This is a genomic window from Streptomyces sp. CB03234 (assembly GCF_001905885.1).
Taxonomy (GTDB): Bacteria; Actinomycetota; Actinomycetes; order Streptomycetales; family Streptomycetaceae; genus Streptomyces.
In genome coordinates this window covers 36,147-52,296 of sequence record NZ_LIYH01000002.1, presented here as the reverse complement: position 1 = coordinate 52,296, position 16,150 = coordinate 36,147, and the positions used below count along the sequence as shown (strand labels likewise).

Sequence of the window (16,150 nt, the reverse complement as noted above, 5' to 3'; positions counted from 1 at the left end):
GGCGCTACCTCACACGCCCGCGTACGAGTGCAGGCTGTTGACGAACATGTTGACGCCGTAGTAGTTGAACAGCCAGCAGGCGAACGCGATCAGCGCCACGTACGCGGCCTTGCGGCCCTTCCAGCCGGCCGTCGCCCGCGCGTGCAGGTACGCGGCGTACGCGACCCACGTGATGAACGACCAGACCTCCTTGGCGTCCCAGCCCCAGTAGCGGCCCCACGCGTCACCGGCCCAGATCGCGCCCGCGATGATCGTGAAGGTCCACAGCGGGAAGATCGCCGCGTTGACGCGGTACGCGAACTTGTCCAGGCTCGCGGCCGCCGGCAGCCGCTCCAGCACGGAGCGGGCGAAGCCGTTCGGCGTACCGCCGCCCGCGAGCTTGTTCTCGTAGGAGTCCCGGAAGAGGTAGAGCAGCGTGGCGACCGCGCCCAGGTAGAAGACCGCGCCGCAGAAGATCGCCGTGGAGACGTGGATCCACAGCCAGTACGAGTGCAGGGCCGGGACCAGCTGGTCGCTCTCGGTGTACAGCCAGGTCGTGGCGATGCCCAGGTCCAGCAGGACGGTGGTGACCAGCGGCAGCCCCATCCAGCGGACGTTCTTCTTGGCGACGAGGAAGCCGAGGTACGCGCCGACCACCACCGTGGAGAAGGTGGTGGAGAACTCGTACATGTTGCCCCAGGGGGCCCGCTGCACGGACAGCGCGCGGGTGACCACGCCGGCCGCCTGGACGAGGAAGGCGAGGGTGGTCAGCGAGACGGCGATACGCCCGTACAGGTCGCCCTTCTCGTCCCCGCCGGCCGCGCCGGGCCCGTCCGGTACGTCACGCGCACCGGTGGCGGAGCGGGTGACCACCGTCGGCTTGTCGAGGACGGCGGTGCCTCCGGCCCGCTGCCCTCCCACCCGCACCTGCGCGGCGGCGGGACGGGCGGTCAGGGCCGCCGCCGTACGGCCGACCTTGCTGCGGCTGCCGAGGACCCACTCGGCGATGTGCGCGAGGAAGGCCAGGGTGTAGACGGCCATGGAGGAGTAGATGAGCACATTGCTCATCTCCGCCAGGCTCTCGTTCGTCGCGGCGGCGAGATTCACTTCTCAGCCCCTTCAGCAGCTGCTTCTTCGGCTTCGGCTTCGGCATCGGCATCGGCTTCGGGCGCGGTCGGCGCCACGGAATGGAGCGTGACCGCCAGGTCGGCCAGCTCCTCGGGGAGCTTCGCGGACTCGCTCCGCCCCAGCCCCGCCATCTCGACGACGGTCACGCCGTCGTCCCCCCGTACGGCCCGGATCCAGACCCGGCGGCGCTGGATGAACAGCGAGCCGACCAGCCCGGCGATCGCGACGATCGCGCCGGTGAGGGCGAGGCCGTTGCCGGGCTGCTGGGAGATCTGGAAGCTGGCCCACTCCTTGATCTCCTTCTCGAAGGTGATCGAGCCCGCTCCCTCCGGGAGGGTCATCGTCTCGCCCGGTACCAGCGTCTTCTTGAAGATGTCGCCGTTCGCGTCCTTGAACGGCTTCATCTTGCTGGTGTCGAGCTGGTACACGTTCTGCGGCAGTCCGCTGTCGACGCGCAGGTCGCCGCGGTACGCGCTCAGGTTGAGCGCGGGGAAGGCCAGCCCGGGGAACTGGCTGAACATCTGGCCCTGGCCCTTGCCCGCGTACGTCGGCACGAAGAAGGCCGGGAAGCCCAGCTGGTCCTTCTTGCCGTTCTTGTCGCGGTAGCCGTCCATCACCTTGATCACGCCGGTGGAGGTGATGTTGTTGTCGATCGGCAGGAGCGGGACGGCGCCCTGGAAGACGACCTTGCCCTTGCCGTCCTTGACGGTGACGACGGGCGCGTACCCGTGGGCGATCAGGTAGACCTTCGAGCCGTCGACCTCCAGCGGCTCGTTGACCCGGATGACGCTCCGCTTCTTCTCACCGCCGCCCTTGGAGTACGTGACGTCCGCCTCGAAGGTGCGGGGGGTGCCGCGCTGCGGGCCGCTCGTCTCGTACGTACCGGTGAACTGGTTCAGGGTGAAGGTGAACGGCGCCAGCTCGTCGGTGGAGAACAGGGAGCCGGACTTGAAGTCGTCGTACTGGGTGAGCGTGTTGGAGAAGCCGTCGCCCTCGACGATCAGCTTGCCGCCCTCGGACTTGAAGAGCTGGCCCACGGCGAAGGCCACCAGCATCACGATCAGCGCGATGTGGAAGAGCAGGTTGCCGACCTCCCGCAGGTACCCCTTCTCGGCCGCGACGGCGTCACCCGCCGTGTGGGCCCGGAAGCGCCGCTTCCTGAGCATGGCCAGCGCCGCCCGGCGCACCTCCTCGGGCGCGGCCTCGGTGCGCCAGGTGGTGTACGCGGGCAGGCGGGTCAGGCGCTTGGGAGCGGCCGGCGGGCGGCCTCGCAGCTGTCCCACGAATTGCCAGGTGCGCGGGACGATGCAACCGATGAGGGAGACGAACAGCAGGATGTAGATCGCGGAGAACCACACCGAGCTGTAGACGTCGAAGAGCTGGAGCTTGTCGTAGACCGGCGCCAGCGTCTCGTGCGCTTCCTTGAAGGAGCGGACTTTCAGCTCGTCGACGCTGTTCTGCGGGATGAGGGAGCCGGGGATCGCGCCGAGCGACAGCAGGAAGAGCAGGATCAGCGCGACCCGCATGGAGGTCAGCTGGCGCCAGAACCAGCGGATCCAGCCGATGACGCCGAGCGCCGGGCCGCCGGCCTGGACGACCTCTTCCCTGGGTGCGGTGGACAGCTGCGCACCGGCCGCCGCCTCGTCCCGCTCGGTCGTCGTCTCTGTCTTGCTCATGGAACTAGATCCCCACCTGGAAACCGTTGGACCAGCCCTGCACCTGCTGTACGAGGGTGTCCCACGCACCTGTGAGCAGCAGCAGCCCGGTCAGGATCATCATGCCGCCGCCGATCCGCATCACCCACGCATAGTGCCGCTTCACCCAGGAGAAGGCGCCGAGCGCCTTGCGGAACGCGACCGCGGCGAGCACGAACGGCAGGCCGAGGCCGAGGCAGTACGCGAGGGTCAGCAGCGCCCCGCGCCCCGCGCTGGCCTCGTTGGCGGCGAGGGCCTGGACGGAGGCGAGCGTCGGGCCGATGCACGGCGTCCAGCCGATGCCGAACAGGGCACCCAGCAGCGGCGCACCGGCCAGCCCGGTCACCGGCCGCTTGTGGAAGCGGAACTCCCGCTGGGTGAACCACGGCATGAGTCCCAGGAAGAAGACGCCCATCAGGACCATCAGGACGCCGAGGACGGTGGTGAGCGTTTCGCGGTGTTCCTGGAGGGTCCAGCCGAAGTAGCCGAAGAGGGCGCCGCCGGAGACGAAGACGGCGGAGAAGCCGAGGACGAAGAGGGCCGCGCCGGCGGCCATCCGGCCCCGCCGGGCCTCGGCCAGGTCGGTGCCGGTGACGCCGGTCACGTAACTGAGGTAGCCGGGCACGAGCGGCAGGACGCAGGGCGAGAAGAAGGAGACCAGCCCGCCGAGCACCGCGATGGGCAGGGCGAGCAGGAGGGCCCCGCTGGAGACCGTCTCGTTGTACATCGGCTAGTTCCCCGAGGCCTTCTCGGCCGCGATCGGGTCGATCATCTTGCGCAGCTTGGTTTCGTTGAGCGGCATGAGCGCGCGTGCCGCGATCTTTCCGTCACGGTCGAGGACGACGGTGGAGGGGATGCCCTGCGGGTTGAGCGTGCCCTTGGGGAAGCCGTTGAGGATCAGCTCGCCGGCCGGGTCGTACAGGCTCGGGTAGGGGACCGCGAAGTCCTTCTCGAAGGCGAGGGCGGGCTGCTTGTTGGGGTCGCGGGTGTTGATGCCGACGAACTCCACGCCCTCGGACTTGAGGTCGGTGGCGACCTTGGTGAAGTGCTTCGCCTCGGCCCGGCAGGGGCCGCACCAGGAGCCCCAGGCGTTCAGCACGACGACCTTGCCCTTGAGGTCGGCGACGTCGAGGGGCTTGCCGTCGAGGGTGGTGCCCGCGAGCTTGTTGGGAGCCGTGCGCTCGCCCTTGGCGACGGTGTCGATACCGCCGGTGTTGGTGACGAAGTTGGTGTTGCCGCCACCACCGGACGTGCCGTTGGAGTCGCCGCTGCACGCGGCCAGCGTGAGCGCGGCCGCAAGGGCGGCGCCGGCGGTGAGCAGGAGGCCTCGGGGGGCGCGGCTAAGGCTCATGTGAAAAGTTTCGCATGTACGTTTCGGGGATCTTGCGCGCCCCCCTGCCTGCCCGTAAAGCCCGATGTCAGGCGGGCTTAAGGAAGGTGTTCCAGCCGCCCGCCGGCGATTGGCCGACTTCGAGCGTACGGAGCTTGTCGAGGATCCCCGGGTCCTGGACGTCCAGCCAGTCGACGAACTGCTTGAACGACACGAGCCTTACGTCCTTCTTCCCGGCCATGCCCTTGAGGGCTTCTTCGACGGCGTCCATGTAGATGCCGCCGTTCCACTGCTCGAAGTGGTTGCCGATGTAGAGGGGCGCGCGATTCGATTCGTAGGCGCGGGTGAATCCGGCGAGGTAGGCCTCGGTGGCCTGCTTCTTCCATTCCGGATAGCGCGACGGCATGCCCTTGGTCGTGTTCTTCGACTGGTTGGCGAGCATGTTGTAGTCCATGGACAGGACCTCGAAGGAGCGGCCGGGGAAGGGGATCTGCTGGAGCGGCAGGTCCCAGATGCCCTGGCGCTTGACGGGCCACTTCTGGTGGCCGCCGGGCGAGCTGGCGTCGTAGCGCCAGCCGAGCTTCTTGGCGGTGGGCAGGAGGTTGTCCTGGCCGAGGAGGCAGGGGGTGCGGGCGCCGACGAGTTCCTTGCGGTAGTCGAAGGGCAGCGGGTCGAGGTCGGTCCAGCCGCTGTTGGTCTTCCATTCGGTGACGAATTTCACCGCCTGGTCGATTTCGCTCTGCCAGTCGGCCGGGGTCCACTTCTCGACCGAGCCGGAGCCGGCGCAGAAGTGGCCGTTGAAGTGGGTGCCTATCTCGTGCCCGTCGAGCCAGGCCTGGCGGACGTACGTCAGCGTCTGCTTGATGTGGTCGTCGGTGAGGTAACCGATGTCGGAGGCGCCGGGGCGGTTGTTCGGCGGGCGGTAGAGGGTCTTCTTCGATTCGGGCAGGAGGTAGAGCCCGGAGAGGAAGAAGGTCATGCCCGCGTCGTGGTTCTTGGCGAGCTCGAGAAAGCGCGGGAAGAGGCCGTTGCCGACCTCGCCGGCGCCGTCCCAGGAGAAGATCACGAACTGCGGCGGGGTCTGCCCGGGCTCCAGGGGGACGGGCCTGTCGGGCTGGTTGGGCTGCTTTCCGGTGTCGGACGTGGAACCGTCCCCTATGAGACGCCCCTCTACCTTGCCGGGGGCCGTACCTTTCTGCCCACCCTCGCCGGGCCCGCTCCCGGGCTTGTCCGAGCCGCCGCCCAACCCGCAGCCACCGACCCCCATCGCGGCCGCGGCGCCAACTCCGGCTCCCAGCAGGCCCCTTCGACTGATCCCGCGCATATCGTCCCCATCCGCGCTCGCTCGTTGCCGGACATACCTTCCAAACCGGCAATGTGTGAGAGGGCAGAAGGAAGAGGGCGGTTCCCCCGATTACCACACAATCCCCTGCGTGACGGGACCGTTACCCGCAGCTTGACGACACGGGCGTGTGCGCGGGCGGGGCGGGGGCGGGCGTTGCGGGCGCGGGCGCGGCGGGCGCGGCGGGCGGGCGCGGCGGGCGGGGGGCGCGCGGGCGCGGGCGTTGCGGACGCGCGCTTCGGGCGCTTCGGGCAAGCTCGGGGTGACGAGATCTGGCCGTCGACACCCGGGTCGACGGCTGCGGATCCGCGCTCTACGGGTCCGGGAGCTGCGGACGCGGGAGCTCCGGGGCCCGGGCAAGGGGCGGATGAGACCCGGGCGCTGGCACGGGGCCGAAGGCCCGGGTGGCCGCGCGCGGGCGCCACGGCGGGGCGCGAAGGCCGCGCGGCGGGGCGCGCCCGGCGCCCAGCGCCCAGCGCGGCGGGCACGGGCGCGGCGGGCACGGGCGCGGCGGGCACGGGCGCGGCGGGCACGGGCGCGGCGGGCACGGGCTTTGCGGCCTGGGCGAGCCTAGGACGGGACGAGGTCCATCCGCCAGGGCCGGGGCCGAAGGCCGAGCGGCGCGCGGGCGCGCGGGCGGGCCAAATCCGGGACGGGAGGGAGCCGGTCGCCGCGAGCGGGGCCAAGGCCGGGAGTGGCGGCGCGCGGGCGCGGGCACCGCGGCGGGGCGCGAAGGGCGCGCGCCGCGCCCGGCGCTGCGGGCGCGTGCGCCGGGCACAGGCTCTGCGGCCCGGGCGAGCCTGGGACGGGACGAGGTCCATCCGCCGGGACCGGGGCCGACGGCAAAGTGGCCGCGCGGGCGCGCGCCGCCCCGGGGCGCCGGCCGGCCCCGAGGGGGCGGCGGCGCCCGGTGGGGGCAGGGGTCAGGCGCCGAAGGCTTTGGACTTGCCCTTCGCCGGCTTGGCACCGGCCAGCAGGTGCGGCGGGACGAGGTCGCGGGCGGGCTCGCTGTAGCCGACCGAGACGATCTTGTCGCCCTGGTAGGTGAACGTGGTGAGGGACGCGAGCGTGCACTGCCGGCGACGCGGGTCGTGCCACAGCCGCCGCCGCTCGACGAAGCTCCGGACGATCCAGATCGGCAGCTGGTGGCTGACGCACACCGCCTCATGGCCCCGGGCCGCGTCCCGCGCCGCGTTCAGCGCGCCCATCATCCGGACGACCTGGTCGATGTACGGCTCGCCCCAGGACGGCCGGAACGGATTGGTCAGGTGCCGCCAGTTCGACGGCCGGCGCAGCGCGCCGTCGCCCACGCCGAACGTCTTGCCCTCGAAGACGTTGCCCGCCTCGATCAGCCGCTCGTCGGTGGCGAGGTCCAGCCCGTGCGACTTGGCGATCGGCTGGGCGGTCTCCTGGGCGCGCTCCAGCGGGGAGGCGGCGACGTACGTGACGTCCCGCCCCGCCAGGTGCTCGGCGACCCGGTCGGCCATCTGCCGGCCGAGCTCGGACAGGTGGTAGCCCGCCCGGCGCCCGTACAGGATCCCGTCCGGGTTGTGCACCTCGCCGTGGCGCATCAGGTGGACGACGGTGATCTCGTCGTTGCCGGTCATACGGTGGCCTCCGCCGCGGCGCGGGCGGCGGCCGGCAGCGCGGCGGCGATCCGCTCCACCGCGCGCTCGTCGTGCGCCGTGGACACGAACCACGACTCGAACGCGGACGGCGGCAGGTAGACACCCTGCGCCAGCATCGAGTGGAAGAACGCGGTGAAGCGGAACGCCTCCTGCTTCTTCGCGTCGTCGTAGTTCACGACCTCCGCGTCGGTGAAGAAGACGGAGAACATGTTGCTCGCGGTCTGGAGGCGGTGCGCCACGCCCTCCTTGGCCAGCGCCTGGGTCACCAGGCCCTGGATCTCGCGCGAGACGGCGTTCACCTTCTCGTACGCCGCGTCGTCGAGCAGCCGCAGCTGCGCCAGACCGGCGGCGGTGGCGACCGGGTTCCCGGACAGGGTGCCCGCCTGGTAGACGGGGCCGGCCGGGGCCAGGTGGGCCATGACGTCGGCGCGGCCGCCGAACGCGGCGGCCGGGAAGCCACCGCCCATGACCTTGCCGAAGGTCATCAGGTCGGGCGCGACGCCGTCGACGCCGTACCAGCCGGCCTTCGACGTACGGAAGCCGGTCATGACCTCGTCGGAGATGTACAGGGCGCCGTTCTCGGCGCAGATCTCCTTCAGACCGGCGTTGAAGCCGTCGCGCGGCGGGACCACGCCCATGTTGCCGGGCGAGGCCTCGGTGATCACGCAGGCGATCTCGCCGGGGTGCGCGGCGAAGGCCTGGCGTACGGCGTCGAGGTCGTTGTACGGCAGCACGATCGTGTCGCCCGCCTGCGCGCCGGTGACGCCGGGCGTGTCGGGCAGCCCGAAGGTGGCGACGCCCGAGCCGGCGGCGGCCAGCAGCGCGTCCACGTGCCCGTGGTAGCAGCCGGCGAACTTGATCACCTTCGCGCGGCCGGTGAAGCCGCGGGCGAGGCGGATCGCGGACATCGTCGCCTCGGTGCCGGACGACACCAGACGTACCTGCTCGACGGGCTCGATCCGGGCCACGATCTCCTCGGCGAGGGCCACCTCGCCCTCCCCGGGCGTACCGAAGGAGGTGCCACGGGCCACCGCCTCCTGGACGGCAGCGATCACCTCGGGGTGCGCGTGGCCGAGGATCATCGGCCCCCACGAGCAGACGAGATCGACGTACTCACGCCCGTCCGCGTCGTTGAGGTACGGACCCGTACCGGACACCATGAACCGGGGCGTACCGCCCACGGCCCGGAAGGCCCGTACGGGAGAGTTCACGCCGCCGGGCGTCACGAGGGACGCGCGGTCGAAAAGCGTCTGTGAGACTGGGGCTTCGTATGAATACGGCACGTTGGTCCTGACCTGCGAGAACGAGTTGACGGCAGCAATGCTCGGGCATGGCGGCCGGGACGACACCAGTGGGCCTTCCTTGAACGCTTCGCCTGCCCGCGACGTTGTTTACGACGAGGCGCCGGACCTCCGGGTCTGCGAAACTGGGGCGTCATAGGGAATGCTCACGGAATCCATGGTGTCAGAGGCCCGGACGTTCTTGCGGACAGGTGTTTCACCGCACGTCCGCGGGGGAGGTCACTGTCACGATGATCGGGTTGCGCGGCGGGGGCTGTGTTACCTAAAAAGCAGTCGGGTGGAGATATGCATCGCGGTGGCGGACTGGGCGAGGGGACCGACGACCTGGGACCCGAGCCTGCCCGGCGGGGGAAGCACCGGCGCGAGCAGGACAAAGCCTCGCAGGACAGAGCCTCCTTGGGGCCGATGGGCGGCGGAAGCGGGGGTGGCCGGGGCATGGGGGTGACGTACAAGTACTTCGGCGCGCCCAATGGCGCGACCGCCGCCCGCGTACCGATCTCGATGCGGCCCGAGGAATTGGGCGGCGACGAACTCGGTATGGGCGGCATGTTCACCAAGATCAAACCGGAGACCATAGCCGCGATGGTGCTGACCGGCATCCAGGGCATGCCGCTGCACAAGGTGCCGCCGCTGGAGCTGGTGGTGCTGCACCCCGACTACGCGGTGGTGAAGCTGCCGATGACGGTGGTCGACCCGCTGCGCGGCATCGGCGAGGAGTCGGTGGGCGCGGCGGCGTTCATCTGGTCGACGGTCCCGGACCGCGGCGGGCCTCGGGACGCGTTCAACGTGTACCAGCTGCTGCACGAGTGGCAGGACTTCTCGGTGCGGCTGCACGAGGCGGGGCACCAGCCGTACTGCCTGGTGTGGCCCTGAGCACATGGGCAGCGGAGCGTCGCCGGTACGGCTCGAGGCGTGGTCGGAGCGGGACTTCGACCTGCTGCGGGCGGTCAACGCGCCGGAGTTGATGGCCCACCTGGGAGGGCCGGAGACGGCGGAACAGCTGGTCAAGCGGCACCAGCGGTACGTGGACCTGAGCGCGGACCGCTCGGGGGCCGGGCGGATGTTCCGGATCGTGCTGGAGCCGGAGGGCGTCCCGGTGGGCGTGATCGGCTTCTGGGAGCAGACCTGGGACGGGACGCGGGTGTACGAGACCGGGTGGACGGTTCTGGGCGGCTTCCAGGGGCGGGGCGTCGCGACGGCGGCGACGGTGGCCGTGGCGGATCGGGCCCGGGCGGCGCGCAAGCACCGGTATCTGCACGCGTTCCCGTCCGTGGACAACGGTCCGTCGAACGCGGTGTGCCGGAAGGCGGGTTTCGAGCTGCTCGGCGAGCGGGACTTCGAGTACCCGCCGGGGCACCTGCTGCGGAGCAACAACTGGCGGCTGGACCTGGAGGCGGGCGATCCGGGCTCGCGCTGATGGTTCAGGTCCGGGAAACCATGAGGTGCGGTGATCGCGGTGCGCTGCCCGGCGCCCGGGCCCCGTCCGGCGGCCCGCCCACCGGCGGCCCTGACCCGGCGAAATGATCTGGCTGGCCCGGCGGGCCCGGTGGCATGCTGGCGACGTGAACGGACCGGAGATCCACATCAGCTTCGCGCCCGGCCTGGGCCTCTTCGTCGCCGCCCCGCGCCGCGCCGGGCGTTCCGTCGTGGTCACCGACGGGGTGTCCACACTCGGCCATGTGGTCGAGTCGCTCGGCGTGCCCCTCACCGAGGCGGGCCTGCTGCTGGTCGACGGCCGCCCGGTCACGCCCGCGCACATCCCGGCGGCCGGCGAGCACGTCCAGGTGCTCGGCGTCGAGCGCCCGCAGCCGGTGCCGGGCGCGCCGCTCAGGTTCCTGCTGGACGTTCACCTCGGGACGCTGGCGCGGCGGTTGCGGCTGCTCGGCGTCGACGCGGCGTACGAGAGCGAGGACATCGGCGACGCGGCGCTGGCCACGTGGTCGGCGAAGGAACGGCGCGTGATGCTCTCGCGCGACCGGGGGCTGCTGCGGCGCCGCGAGCTGTGGGCCGGGGCGTACGTCTACAGCGACCGGCCGGAGGACCAACTGCGGGACGTGCTGGAGCGGTTCGCGCCGCCACTGGCGCCGTGGACGCGGTGCACGGCCTGCAACGGCCCGCTGGCCGACGCCGACAAGGACGCGGTGCGCGACCAGTTGGAGCAGGGCACGCAGCGTACGTACGACGTCTTCGCGAAGTGCACCGAGTGCGGCCGGGTGTACTGGCGCGGCGCGCACCACTCCCGCCTGGAGGCCATCGTCGAGGACGCGCTGCGCGAATTCGGCGACGCGGCCGCCTAGAGGCCTGTCCGGCCGGACCTGTCAGGGCCGGTCAGGGCCGGTCGGCGGTCAGATACCGCTGGATCGTGGGGCCGAGCCAGGCGATCACCTCCTCGCGCGACATGTCGACGGCGGGCGGCAGCCGCAGCACGTACCGGGCCAGTGCCATGCCGAGAATCTGCGAGGCGGCGAGGGCGGCGCGGCGCGGGGCGTCGGCCGGGTCGGGGCAGACGCCGGCCGCTATCGGGCCCAGCTGCGCCTTGAACACCGCGCGCATGCGCTCGGCGCCCGCGGCGTTGGTGACGCCGACCCGCAGCACCCCGGTCAGCACGTCGTCCTGCTCCCAGCGGTCGAGGAAGTGCGTGACGAGGACGGCGCCGATGTGCTGTGCGGGCAGCGCTCCGAGCGGGGGGAGGCGCAGGTCGATCTCGGAGGCGGCGGCGAAGAGCCCCTCCTTGTTGCCGTAGTACCGCATCACCATCGACGGGTCGATCCCCGCGTCGCGGGCGATGGCGCGGATGGTGGCGCGCTCGTAGCCATCGGCCGCGAACCGCTCCCGGGCCGCCTCGAGGATGGCGGCGCGGGTGGTGTCGGAGCGACGGGGAGTCGTCATGCCAACAACTGTAGGCCAACAACCGTTGACACGCCAGAGCCGACGGGTCTACCGTTGCCAACAAGCGTTGACCAACAGATGTTGACCCATCCACCGTTGGCACCCAGGAGGCAGCCATGAACGGCACGGCCGGCACGGAGTTCGACGTCATCGTGGTGGGCGCGGGGCCCACCGGACTGCTGCTCGCCGGCGACCTCGCCGCCGCGGGCGTGAACGTCACGGTCGTCGAGCGCCGACCGCACGAGACCAGCAACATGACGCGCGCGTTCGGCGTCCACGCCCGCACCCTGGAACTGCTCGACGCCCGGGACCTGGCGGACGAGCTGGTCCACAAGGGCACGTCCGTCACCGGGCTGCGGTTCTTCCGCAAGCTGTCGCTCGACCTGTCCCGCCTCCCCTCCCGCTTCCCCTTCCTGCTCATCACCCCGCAGTACGAGGTCGAGCGACTGCTGGAGCGCCGCGCCGTCGCCGCGGGCGTCGACTTCAGGTACGGCACGGAGCTGCGCGCCCTGCACCAGGACGACGGCACGGTGACCGCCGAGGTCACCGGCGCGGACGGAACGCCCGGCACACTGCGGGCCCGCTACCTCGTCGGCACCGACGGCCACCGCAGCGCCGTGCGCCGCGACCTGGGCCTGCCGTTCCCCGGCAGCTCGGTCATCCGCTCCATGGTGCTCGCCGACGTCCGCCTCGCCGAGGAGCCCGACGAACTGCTCACGGTCAACGGCGTCGGGGACACCTTCGCCTTCATCGCCCCCTTCGGCGACGGCTGGTACCGGGTCATGGGCTGGAACCGCCAACGCCAGGTCCCCGACAGCGAGCCGGTCGGCCTCGATGAGGTGCGGGAGATCGCCCGGCTCGCTCTCGGCTCGGACTTCGGTATGCACGACGCCCGCTGGATCTCCCGCTTCCACAGCGACGAGCGCCAGGTCCCCGCCTACCGGTCCGGCCGCGTCTTCCTCGCCGGGGACGCGGCGCACATCCACTCCCCGGCCGGCGGCCAGGGTATGAACACCGGCCTCCAGGACGCCGCGAACCTCTCCTGGAAGCTCGCATCCGTCCTGCGCGGGGAAGCCCCCGACCCCGAGGCCCTGCTCGACAGCTACCACGCCGAGCGGCACCCCGTCGGCACGATGGTGCTGCGCAGCAGCGGCGCCCTGGTCCGCCTCGCCATGGCCCACAACCCCCTCGAGCGCATGGCCCGCGCCCTCGGCGCCGGTCTCCTGAACGCGGTCCGTCCCGCGGCCGCCAAGGCGATGGGCATGGTCAGCGGCATCGGCATCAGCTACCGCGCCGAGCGCGGCGCCCACCGCCTGGTGGGCCGGCGCGCCCCGGACCTGACGCTCACCGAGGGGCGGCTGTACGAACTGCTCCGCAAGGGCCGGTTCGTCCTCGTCGCCCCGCAAGGCGCCGCCCCCCAGGCGCCCCGAATCCCCGTGCCCGGCCGGGTCATACGGGCGAGCTGGGCGAACAGCACCCGCCAGGACACCGTCCTGGTCCGCCCCGACGGCTACATCGCCTGGGCGGCCAAGGCCTGACCCGCACCAGAAACCCGCGCCCCCCTCACCCGCACACCCGCACCCGCACCCGCACCCGCGTCAAGCACAAACAGGAGGTGCCCTTTTCGGAGGTTTTATCAAGGAAACACCCATATGTCGTGTTGTGGTACCCGAACGGCGCCGGACGATGTGCGGGCTCCTTCTCCGCCACCGACGACCGGGATGTGTCATGGGACTTTCCCTCACCGAAGCCGATCTGCCGCTCATCCACTGTCCATGGGACTCGGCGGTCCACCCCCATGCGCGTCAGGTGGAGAAGCAGGCCGAGGAGTGGATCCGTGACAGCGGTATGTGCGCCACGGACGACGAGTGCGCGTGGGTCGTGGCGACGCACAGCACGGACTTCTTCGCCCGGTTCGCGCCCGTCGCGGACGACGACCGGCTGCTGGCGACATCTCTGTGGGTCTACTGGGGGTTCGGAATCGACGACGCCCGCTGCGACAACGGGCCGTTGAGTGCCCGTCCGGCGCTGTTCAACGCCCTGGCCGGCCGGGTGCAGCGGGCAGCCGAGGCGCCATCGGCCACGGACGGGGGCGAGCGCTACATCCCGGCCCTGCAGGACATCCTCGCCCGCTTCCGCTCCTTCGGTACGGCGGCACAGGTACGGCGGTTCACCCACGCCCAGCGGGCCTGGCTGTCGGGTGTGTGCTGGCAGGTGGGCAACCAGGCGTCCGGCCGGATGCCGGAGCTGGACGAGTTCCTCGCCATGAGGCTGCTGTCCAGCGGCGGCGAGCCGACCTTCGCCATGCTGGAGCTGGCCACCGGGCTGGAGGTCCCGGACAACGAGCTGCACCGGCCGGCCGTGCGGGCGCTGACGGAGATGGCCATTCTCGTGGCCGCGCTGGACAACGACAGGCACTCACTGCGCAAGGAGTTGTCCCGGGGGCACACGGACCAGAACATCTACAGCGTCCTCATGTGCCACGAGTCGATGTCGCTGCCCGAGGCGGTGGAGGCCGCGACCCGGCTCAGGGACCGGGTCCTCGTCCGCTTCACGCGCCTGCACGACCGGGTCCGGCCGCACGCCGGTGCCGCCCTGGCGAACTATCTGCAAGGGCTCCGCCACGGCATCCGGGGGAACGCCGAGTGGGGGCTGCGGGTGCCGCGCTACCTGAGCCTGGGGCGGGTACCGGACGCCATGGAGGAAACGCCGCTGGAGTGGGCGGAGGAACCGGCCGACAGCCGCCCCACTCCGCCCCCCGGCGCGCCCACCATCGCCTGGTGGTGGGACGAGGACCTGGCCTGACGACGGCTCCCGGTCAGCGCGGCGCGGCGAACAGCAGGGTCCACCAGGGCCCGTCCGGGCCCCGGCCCACGCCCACACCGGCATGGCGGAACTGGCAGGTCAGGACGGACTCACGGTGCTCGGGGCTGTTCATCCACGACCGCACGGCCGCTGCGGCGTCCTCGGGCCCGGCGACGATGTTCTCCCCGGCCCGGCTCCAGCGGTAACCGGCGGCCGTGAGCCGGCTGCCCGGATCGGAGCCCTTGTGCCCCGTATGGGAAAGGGCTCCCGTACGGGCCATGTAGGCGCTGTGCCCCTGTGCGGCCTTGGTCACGGCGCTGTGCTGCCGCACCGCGGGACAACCGGCCCTGGACCGCTCCTGGTTCACCAGCCGGACCACCTCCGCCCGTACGCCCCCCAACGCCCCCACCCCGCTCGGCGCCCCCGCCGCACCCGGCCTGCCGGCCTCACCGGGCCCCCCGGGCCGCCCCGCGCCACCCGGCCTCTCAGGCCCACCCGGCCGCTCAGGCCCACCCGGCCGCTTCGAGGACGGGCGCACGGCGCCGTCCGGGCCGGGGTGAGAGGAAGGCGGCCGCCAGACGGGCACGGGAGAGGACTGCCACGGCGGTGGCGGCTGGGGTTCGTAATTCCGGGGCCGCTGCGAAAGGGATTCGGCGGCGCACGGCGGCCCGCCGAACACGGCGCATACGGCTGCCAGCGCAGCAACCAACAAGGTGCGAGATTTCACCGTTTCACCCTACGGAAGAGCGAAATAAGACACACCGAACACCCGCCACCGACCCCCACCACCAAAGAAAGAAAAGGAGATCCCACTATTGATCCGGTTCGTCATGACGTCACTCCGGTAGCCCCCTTCGAGGGAAAAGCGACCCATTCCCCTGGCATACGCGGCTGCCGTACAGCAGCAATGGCTAGGGTGATTTCCGTTGAGGATCATCCTTTCCTGAGGAGCCAGCCATGTCGTTTTTCCGTCGTGCCGCGGCGATTTCCGTCGTAGCGATCACACTGGCCGCGGGCGGCGCCGCGCCCTCCGCGTTCGCCGCCCCGTCGTCTCCCGCCGTCGACATCGACGGTCCGGGCGGCAGGCGCGGCCACGACCGTCCGATGAACTTCGGGCCCTTCGAGGTCCCGCGCAACGGCCATGTCACCGCTGGGTTCGCGTGGGGCACGTCGAACCGTGACGACCGCGACGACTACGACCGCTACTGACGACCACCGCGGCACCGACAGCAGCACAGCGGGTGGGGTACGGCCGGCCGGCCGTACCCCACCCGTTTGTCGTCAGCGCTTGAGCGTGGCCGCGCTGGCGACCAGGACACCGATGACGCACAGCAGGATCAGCAGCGCGTCACGGACGAAGACGCCGGTCACCCCGTCGTGCCGGGCGGCCTCGGTCGCCGCCTGCACCGCGTACGTCATCGGCATGACCTGCGCCAACGCGTCCAGCGAGCCGTGCATCTCCTCGCGCGGCACGAACAGCCCGCACACCAGGAACTGCGGCAGCACCCCGGCCGGCAGGAACTGCACCGCCTGGAACTCATTGCGCGCGAACGCGCTCACGAGCAGTCCCAGCGCCAGCCCCAGCAGGGCGCCGAGCATGGCGATGACCATGAGCAGATAGGCCGGCCCCTTGATGTCCAGCCCCAGCGGCCCGATCGCCAGCAGCGTCGACAGGACGGCCTGGAGCATCGCCAGGAACGCGAAGGCCAGGCTGTAGCCCAGCACGATGTCGAGCCGCTGCACCGGCAGCGTCAGCAGCCGTTCGGCGGTCCCCGAGGTGCGTTCCCGCAGGGTCGAGACCGACGCCACCAGGTACATGACGATCACCGGGAAGATGCCGAAGACCTGGGGGCCGACACGCTCGAACGACTCCTCCGCGTCATGGAACATCAGCTTCAGCAGCACCATGAGCATGCACGGGATGACCAGCATCAGCGCGGCGCTGCCCCGGTCCCGGGAGATCTGCTGCAACACCCGGTGAGCCGTGGCGGCGGTGATGCTCGGCGTGAACGGCAAGGGCCGCCCGGCCAGCCGCGGCCCCGTCCCCGTCCCCG

The 16,150-nt window shown here is 71.3% G+C and carries 16 protein-coding genes; 6 read left to right on the top strand and 10 right to left on the bottom strand.

All coding sequences use genetic code 11. The features are described 5' to 3' along the window. Positions 1-9 precede the first annotated feature (9 nt). From ccsB to hemL, 7 genes are all read right to left on the bottom strand, one after another. On the bottom strand, positions 10-1,086 hold the full coding sequence (gene ccsB / locus AMK26_RS06945) for a c-type cytochrome biogenesis protein CcsB (protein ID WP_073753239.1): 1,077 nt from the start codon (positions 1,084-1,086) through the stop codon (positions 10-12). After that, positions 1,083-2,783 (bottom strand): cytochrome c biogenesis protein ResB, encoded by a 1,701-nt coding sequence (resB, locus tag AMK26_RS06940; RefSeq protein WP_073753237.1) that lies wholly within the window; start codon positions 2,781-2,783, stop codon positions 1,083-1,085. Before resB ends, ccsB begins: the two co-directional genes overlap by 4 nt. Positions 2,784-2,787: 4 nt before the next feature. Continuing rightward, positions 2,788-3,528, bottom strand: a complete 741-nt coding sequence (locus AMK26_RS06935; protein WP_073753235.1) for a cytochrome c biogenesis CcdA family protein — start codon at positions 3,526-3,528, stop codon at positions 2,788-2,790. A 3-nt stretch (positions 3,529-3,531) separates the two neighbouring features. Then, complete coding sequence (locus AMK26_RS06930) at positions 3,532-4,152, bottom strand: TlpA family protein disulfide reductase (protein WP_073753233.1); 621 nt, start codon at positions 4,150-4,152, stop codon at positions 3,532-3,534. 67 nt (positions 4,153-4,219) lie between these two features. Next, positions 4,220-5,455: a hypothetical protein gene (locus AMK26_RS06925; RefSeq protein WP_073753231.1), complete on the bottom strand. Its 1,236-nt coding sequence runs from the start codon at positions 5,453-5,455 to the stop codon at positions 4,220-4,222. 941 nt (positions 5,456-6,396) lie between these two features. Then, on the bottom strand, positions 6,397-7,080 hold the full coding sequence (locus tag AMK26_RS06920) for a histidine phosphatase family protein (RefSeq protein WP_073753229.1): 684 nt from the start codon (positions 7,078-7,080) through the stop codon (positions 6,397-6,399). After that, a complete protein-coding gene (gene hemL, locus AMK26_RS06915) occupies positions 7,077-8,384 on the bottom strand; it encodes a glutamate-1-semialdehyde 2,1-aminomutase (protein ID WP_073753227.1) in 1,308 nt (435 codons plus the stop codon). Before hemL ends, AMK26_RS06920 begins: the two co-directional genes overlap by 4 nt. 303 nt (positions 8,385-8,687) lie before the next feature. On the opposite strand from hemL, the gene AMK26_RS06910 reads away from it, so the two are divergent. The 3 genes from AMK26_RS06910 (at position 8,688) to AMK26_RS06900 (ending at position 10,699) form a co-directional block, all read left to right on the top strand. After that, on the top strand, positions 8,688-9,275 hold the full coding sequence (locus AMK26_RS06910; protein WP_073753226.1) for a hypothetical protein: 588 nt from the start codon (positions 8,688-8,690) through the stop codon (positions 9,273-9,275). A 4-nt stretch (positions 9,276-9,279) separates the two neighbouring features. Continuing rightward, positions 9,280-9,819: a GNAT family N-acetyltransferase gene (locus tag AMK26_RS06905; RefSeq protein ID WP_073753224.1), complete on the top strand. Its 540-nt coding sequence runs from the start codon at positions 9,280-9,282 to the stop codon at positions 9,817-9,819. Positions 9,820-9,964: 145 nt separating this feature from the next. Beyond that, positions 9,965-10,699 (top strand): Mut7-C RNAse domain-containing protein, encoded by a 735-nt coding sequence (locus tag AMK26_RS06900; RefSeq protein ID WP_073754694.1) that lies wholly within the window; start codon positions 9,965-9,967, stop codon positions 10,697-10,699. 31 nt (positions 10,700-10,730) lie between these two features. On the opposite strand, the gene AMK26_RS06895 is transcribed toward AMK26_RS06900, so the two are convergent. Next, positions 10,731-11,291, bottom strand: coding sequence for a TetR/AcrR family transcriptional regulator (locus tag AMK26_RS06895; RefSeq protein WP_073753222.1), 561 nt, complete (start codon positions 11,289-11,291; stop codon positions 10,731-10,733). A 116-nt stretch (positions 11,292-11,407) separates the two neighbouring features. Between AMK26_RS06895 and AMK26_RS06890 the strand changes: the two genes are divergently transcribed. Both AMK26_RS06890 and AMK26_RS06885 read left to right on the top strand, forming a co-directional pair. Further along, complete coding sequence (locus tag AMK26_RS06890) at positions 11,408-12,829, top strand: FAD-dependent oxidoreductase (protein ID WP_073753220.1); 1,422 nt, start codon at positions 11,408-11,410, stop codon at positions 12,827-12,829. Positions 12,830-13,019: 190 nt separating this feature from the next. Then, entirely contained in the window at positions 13,020-14,096 is a 1,077-nt protein-coding gene (locus AMK26_RS06885) for a terpene synthase family protein (protein ID WP_143608471.1), read from the top strand. Positions 14,097-14,109: 13 nt separating this feature from the next. Here AMK26_RS06885 and AMK26_RS36900 read toward each other — a convergent pair whose 3' ends face one another. Continuing rightward, positions 14,110-14,463 (bottom strand): CAP domain-containing protein, encoded by a 354-nt coding sequence (locus tag AMK26_RS36900; RefSeq protein ID WP_158071104.1) that lies wholly within the window; start codon positions 14,461-14,463, stop codon positions 14,110-14,112. A gap of 590 nt (positions 14,464-15,053) precedes the next feature. Here AMK26_RS36900 and AMK26_RS06875 point away from each other — a divergent pair. Then, positions 15,054-15,305 (top strand): hypothetical protein, encoded by a 252-nt coding sequence (locus AMK26_RS06875; protein ID WP_073753216.1) that lies wholly within the window; start codon positions 15,054-15,056, stop codon positions 15,303-15,305. A 72-nt stretch (positions 15,306-15,377) separates the two neighbouring features. Here the strand turns inward: AMK26_RS06875 and AMK26_RS06870 are convergent, their stop codons facing one another. After that, positions 15,378-16,070: an ABC transporter permease gene (locus AMK26_RS06870; RefSeq protein ID WP_241837820.1), complete on the bottom strand. Its 693-nt coding sequence runs from the start codon at positions 16,068-16,070 to the stop codon at positions 15,378-15,380. Positions 16,071-16,150 lie beyond the last annotated feature (80 nt).

What these genes read in the sequence shown, in the direction of transcription:
- resB (WP_073753237.1), bottom strand. Translation starts at nt 2,783, where the DNA reads ATGAGCAAGACAGAGACGACGACCGAGCGGGACGAGGCGGCGGCCGGT.
- AMK26_RS06885 (WP_143608471.1), top strand. Translation starts at nt 13,020, where the DNA reads ATGGGACTTTCCCTCACCGAAGCCGATCTGCCGCTCATCCACTGTCCA.
- AMK26_RS06875 (WP_073753216.1), top strand. Translation starts at nt 15,054, where the DNA reads ATGTCGTTTTTCCGTCGTGCCGCGGCGATTTCCGTCGTAGCGATCACA.
- AMK26_RS06920 (WP_073753229.1), bottom strand. Translation starts at nt 7,080, where the DNA reads ATGACCGGCAACGACGAGATCACCGTCGTCCACCTGATGCGCCACGGC.
- AMK26_RS06925 (WP_073753231.1), bottom strand. Translation starts at nt 5,455, where the DNA reads ATGCGCGGGATCAGTCGAAGGGGCCTGCTGGGAGCCGGAGTTGGCGCC.
- AMK26_RS06890 (WP_073753220.1), top strand. Translation starts at nt 11,408, where the DNA reads ATGAACGGCACGGCCGGCACGGAGTTCGACGTCATCGTGGTGGGCGCG.
- AMK26_RS06935 (WP_073753235.1), bottom strand. Translation starts at nt 3,528, where the DNA reads ATGTACAACGAGACGGTCTCCAGCGGGGCCCTCCTGCTCGCCCTGCCC.
- AMK26_RS06910 (WP_073753226.1), top strand. Translation starts at nt 8,688, where the DNA reads ATGCATCGCGGTGGCGGACTGGGCGAGGGGACCGACGACCTGGGACCC.
- AMK26_RS06895 (WP_073753222.1), bottom strand. Translation starts at nt 11,291, where the DNA reads ATGACGACTCCCCGTCGCTCCGACACCACCCGCGCCGCCATCCTCGAG.
- AMK26_RS06905 (WP_073753224.1), top strand. Translation starts at nt 9,280, where the DNA reads ATGGGCAGCGGAGCGTCGCCGGTACGGCTCGAGGCGTGGTCGGAGCGG.
- AMK26_RS06930 (WP_073753233.1), bottom strand. Translation starts at nt 4,152, where the DNA reads ATGAGCCTTAGCCGCGCCCCCCGAGGCCTCCTGCTCACCGCCGGCGCC.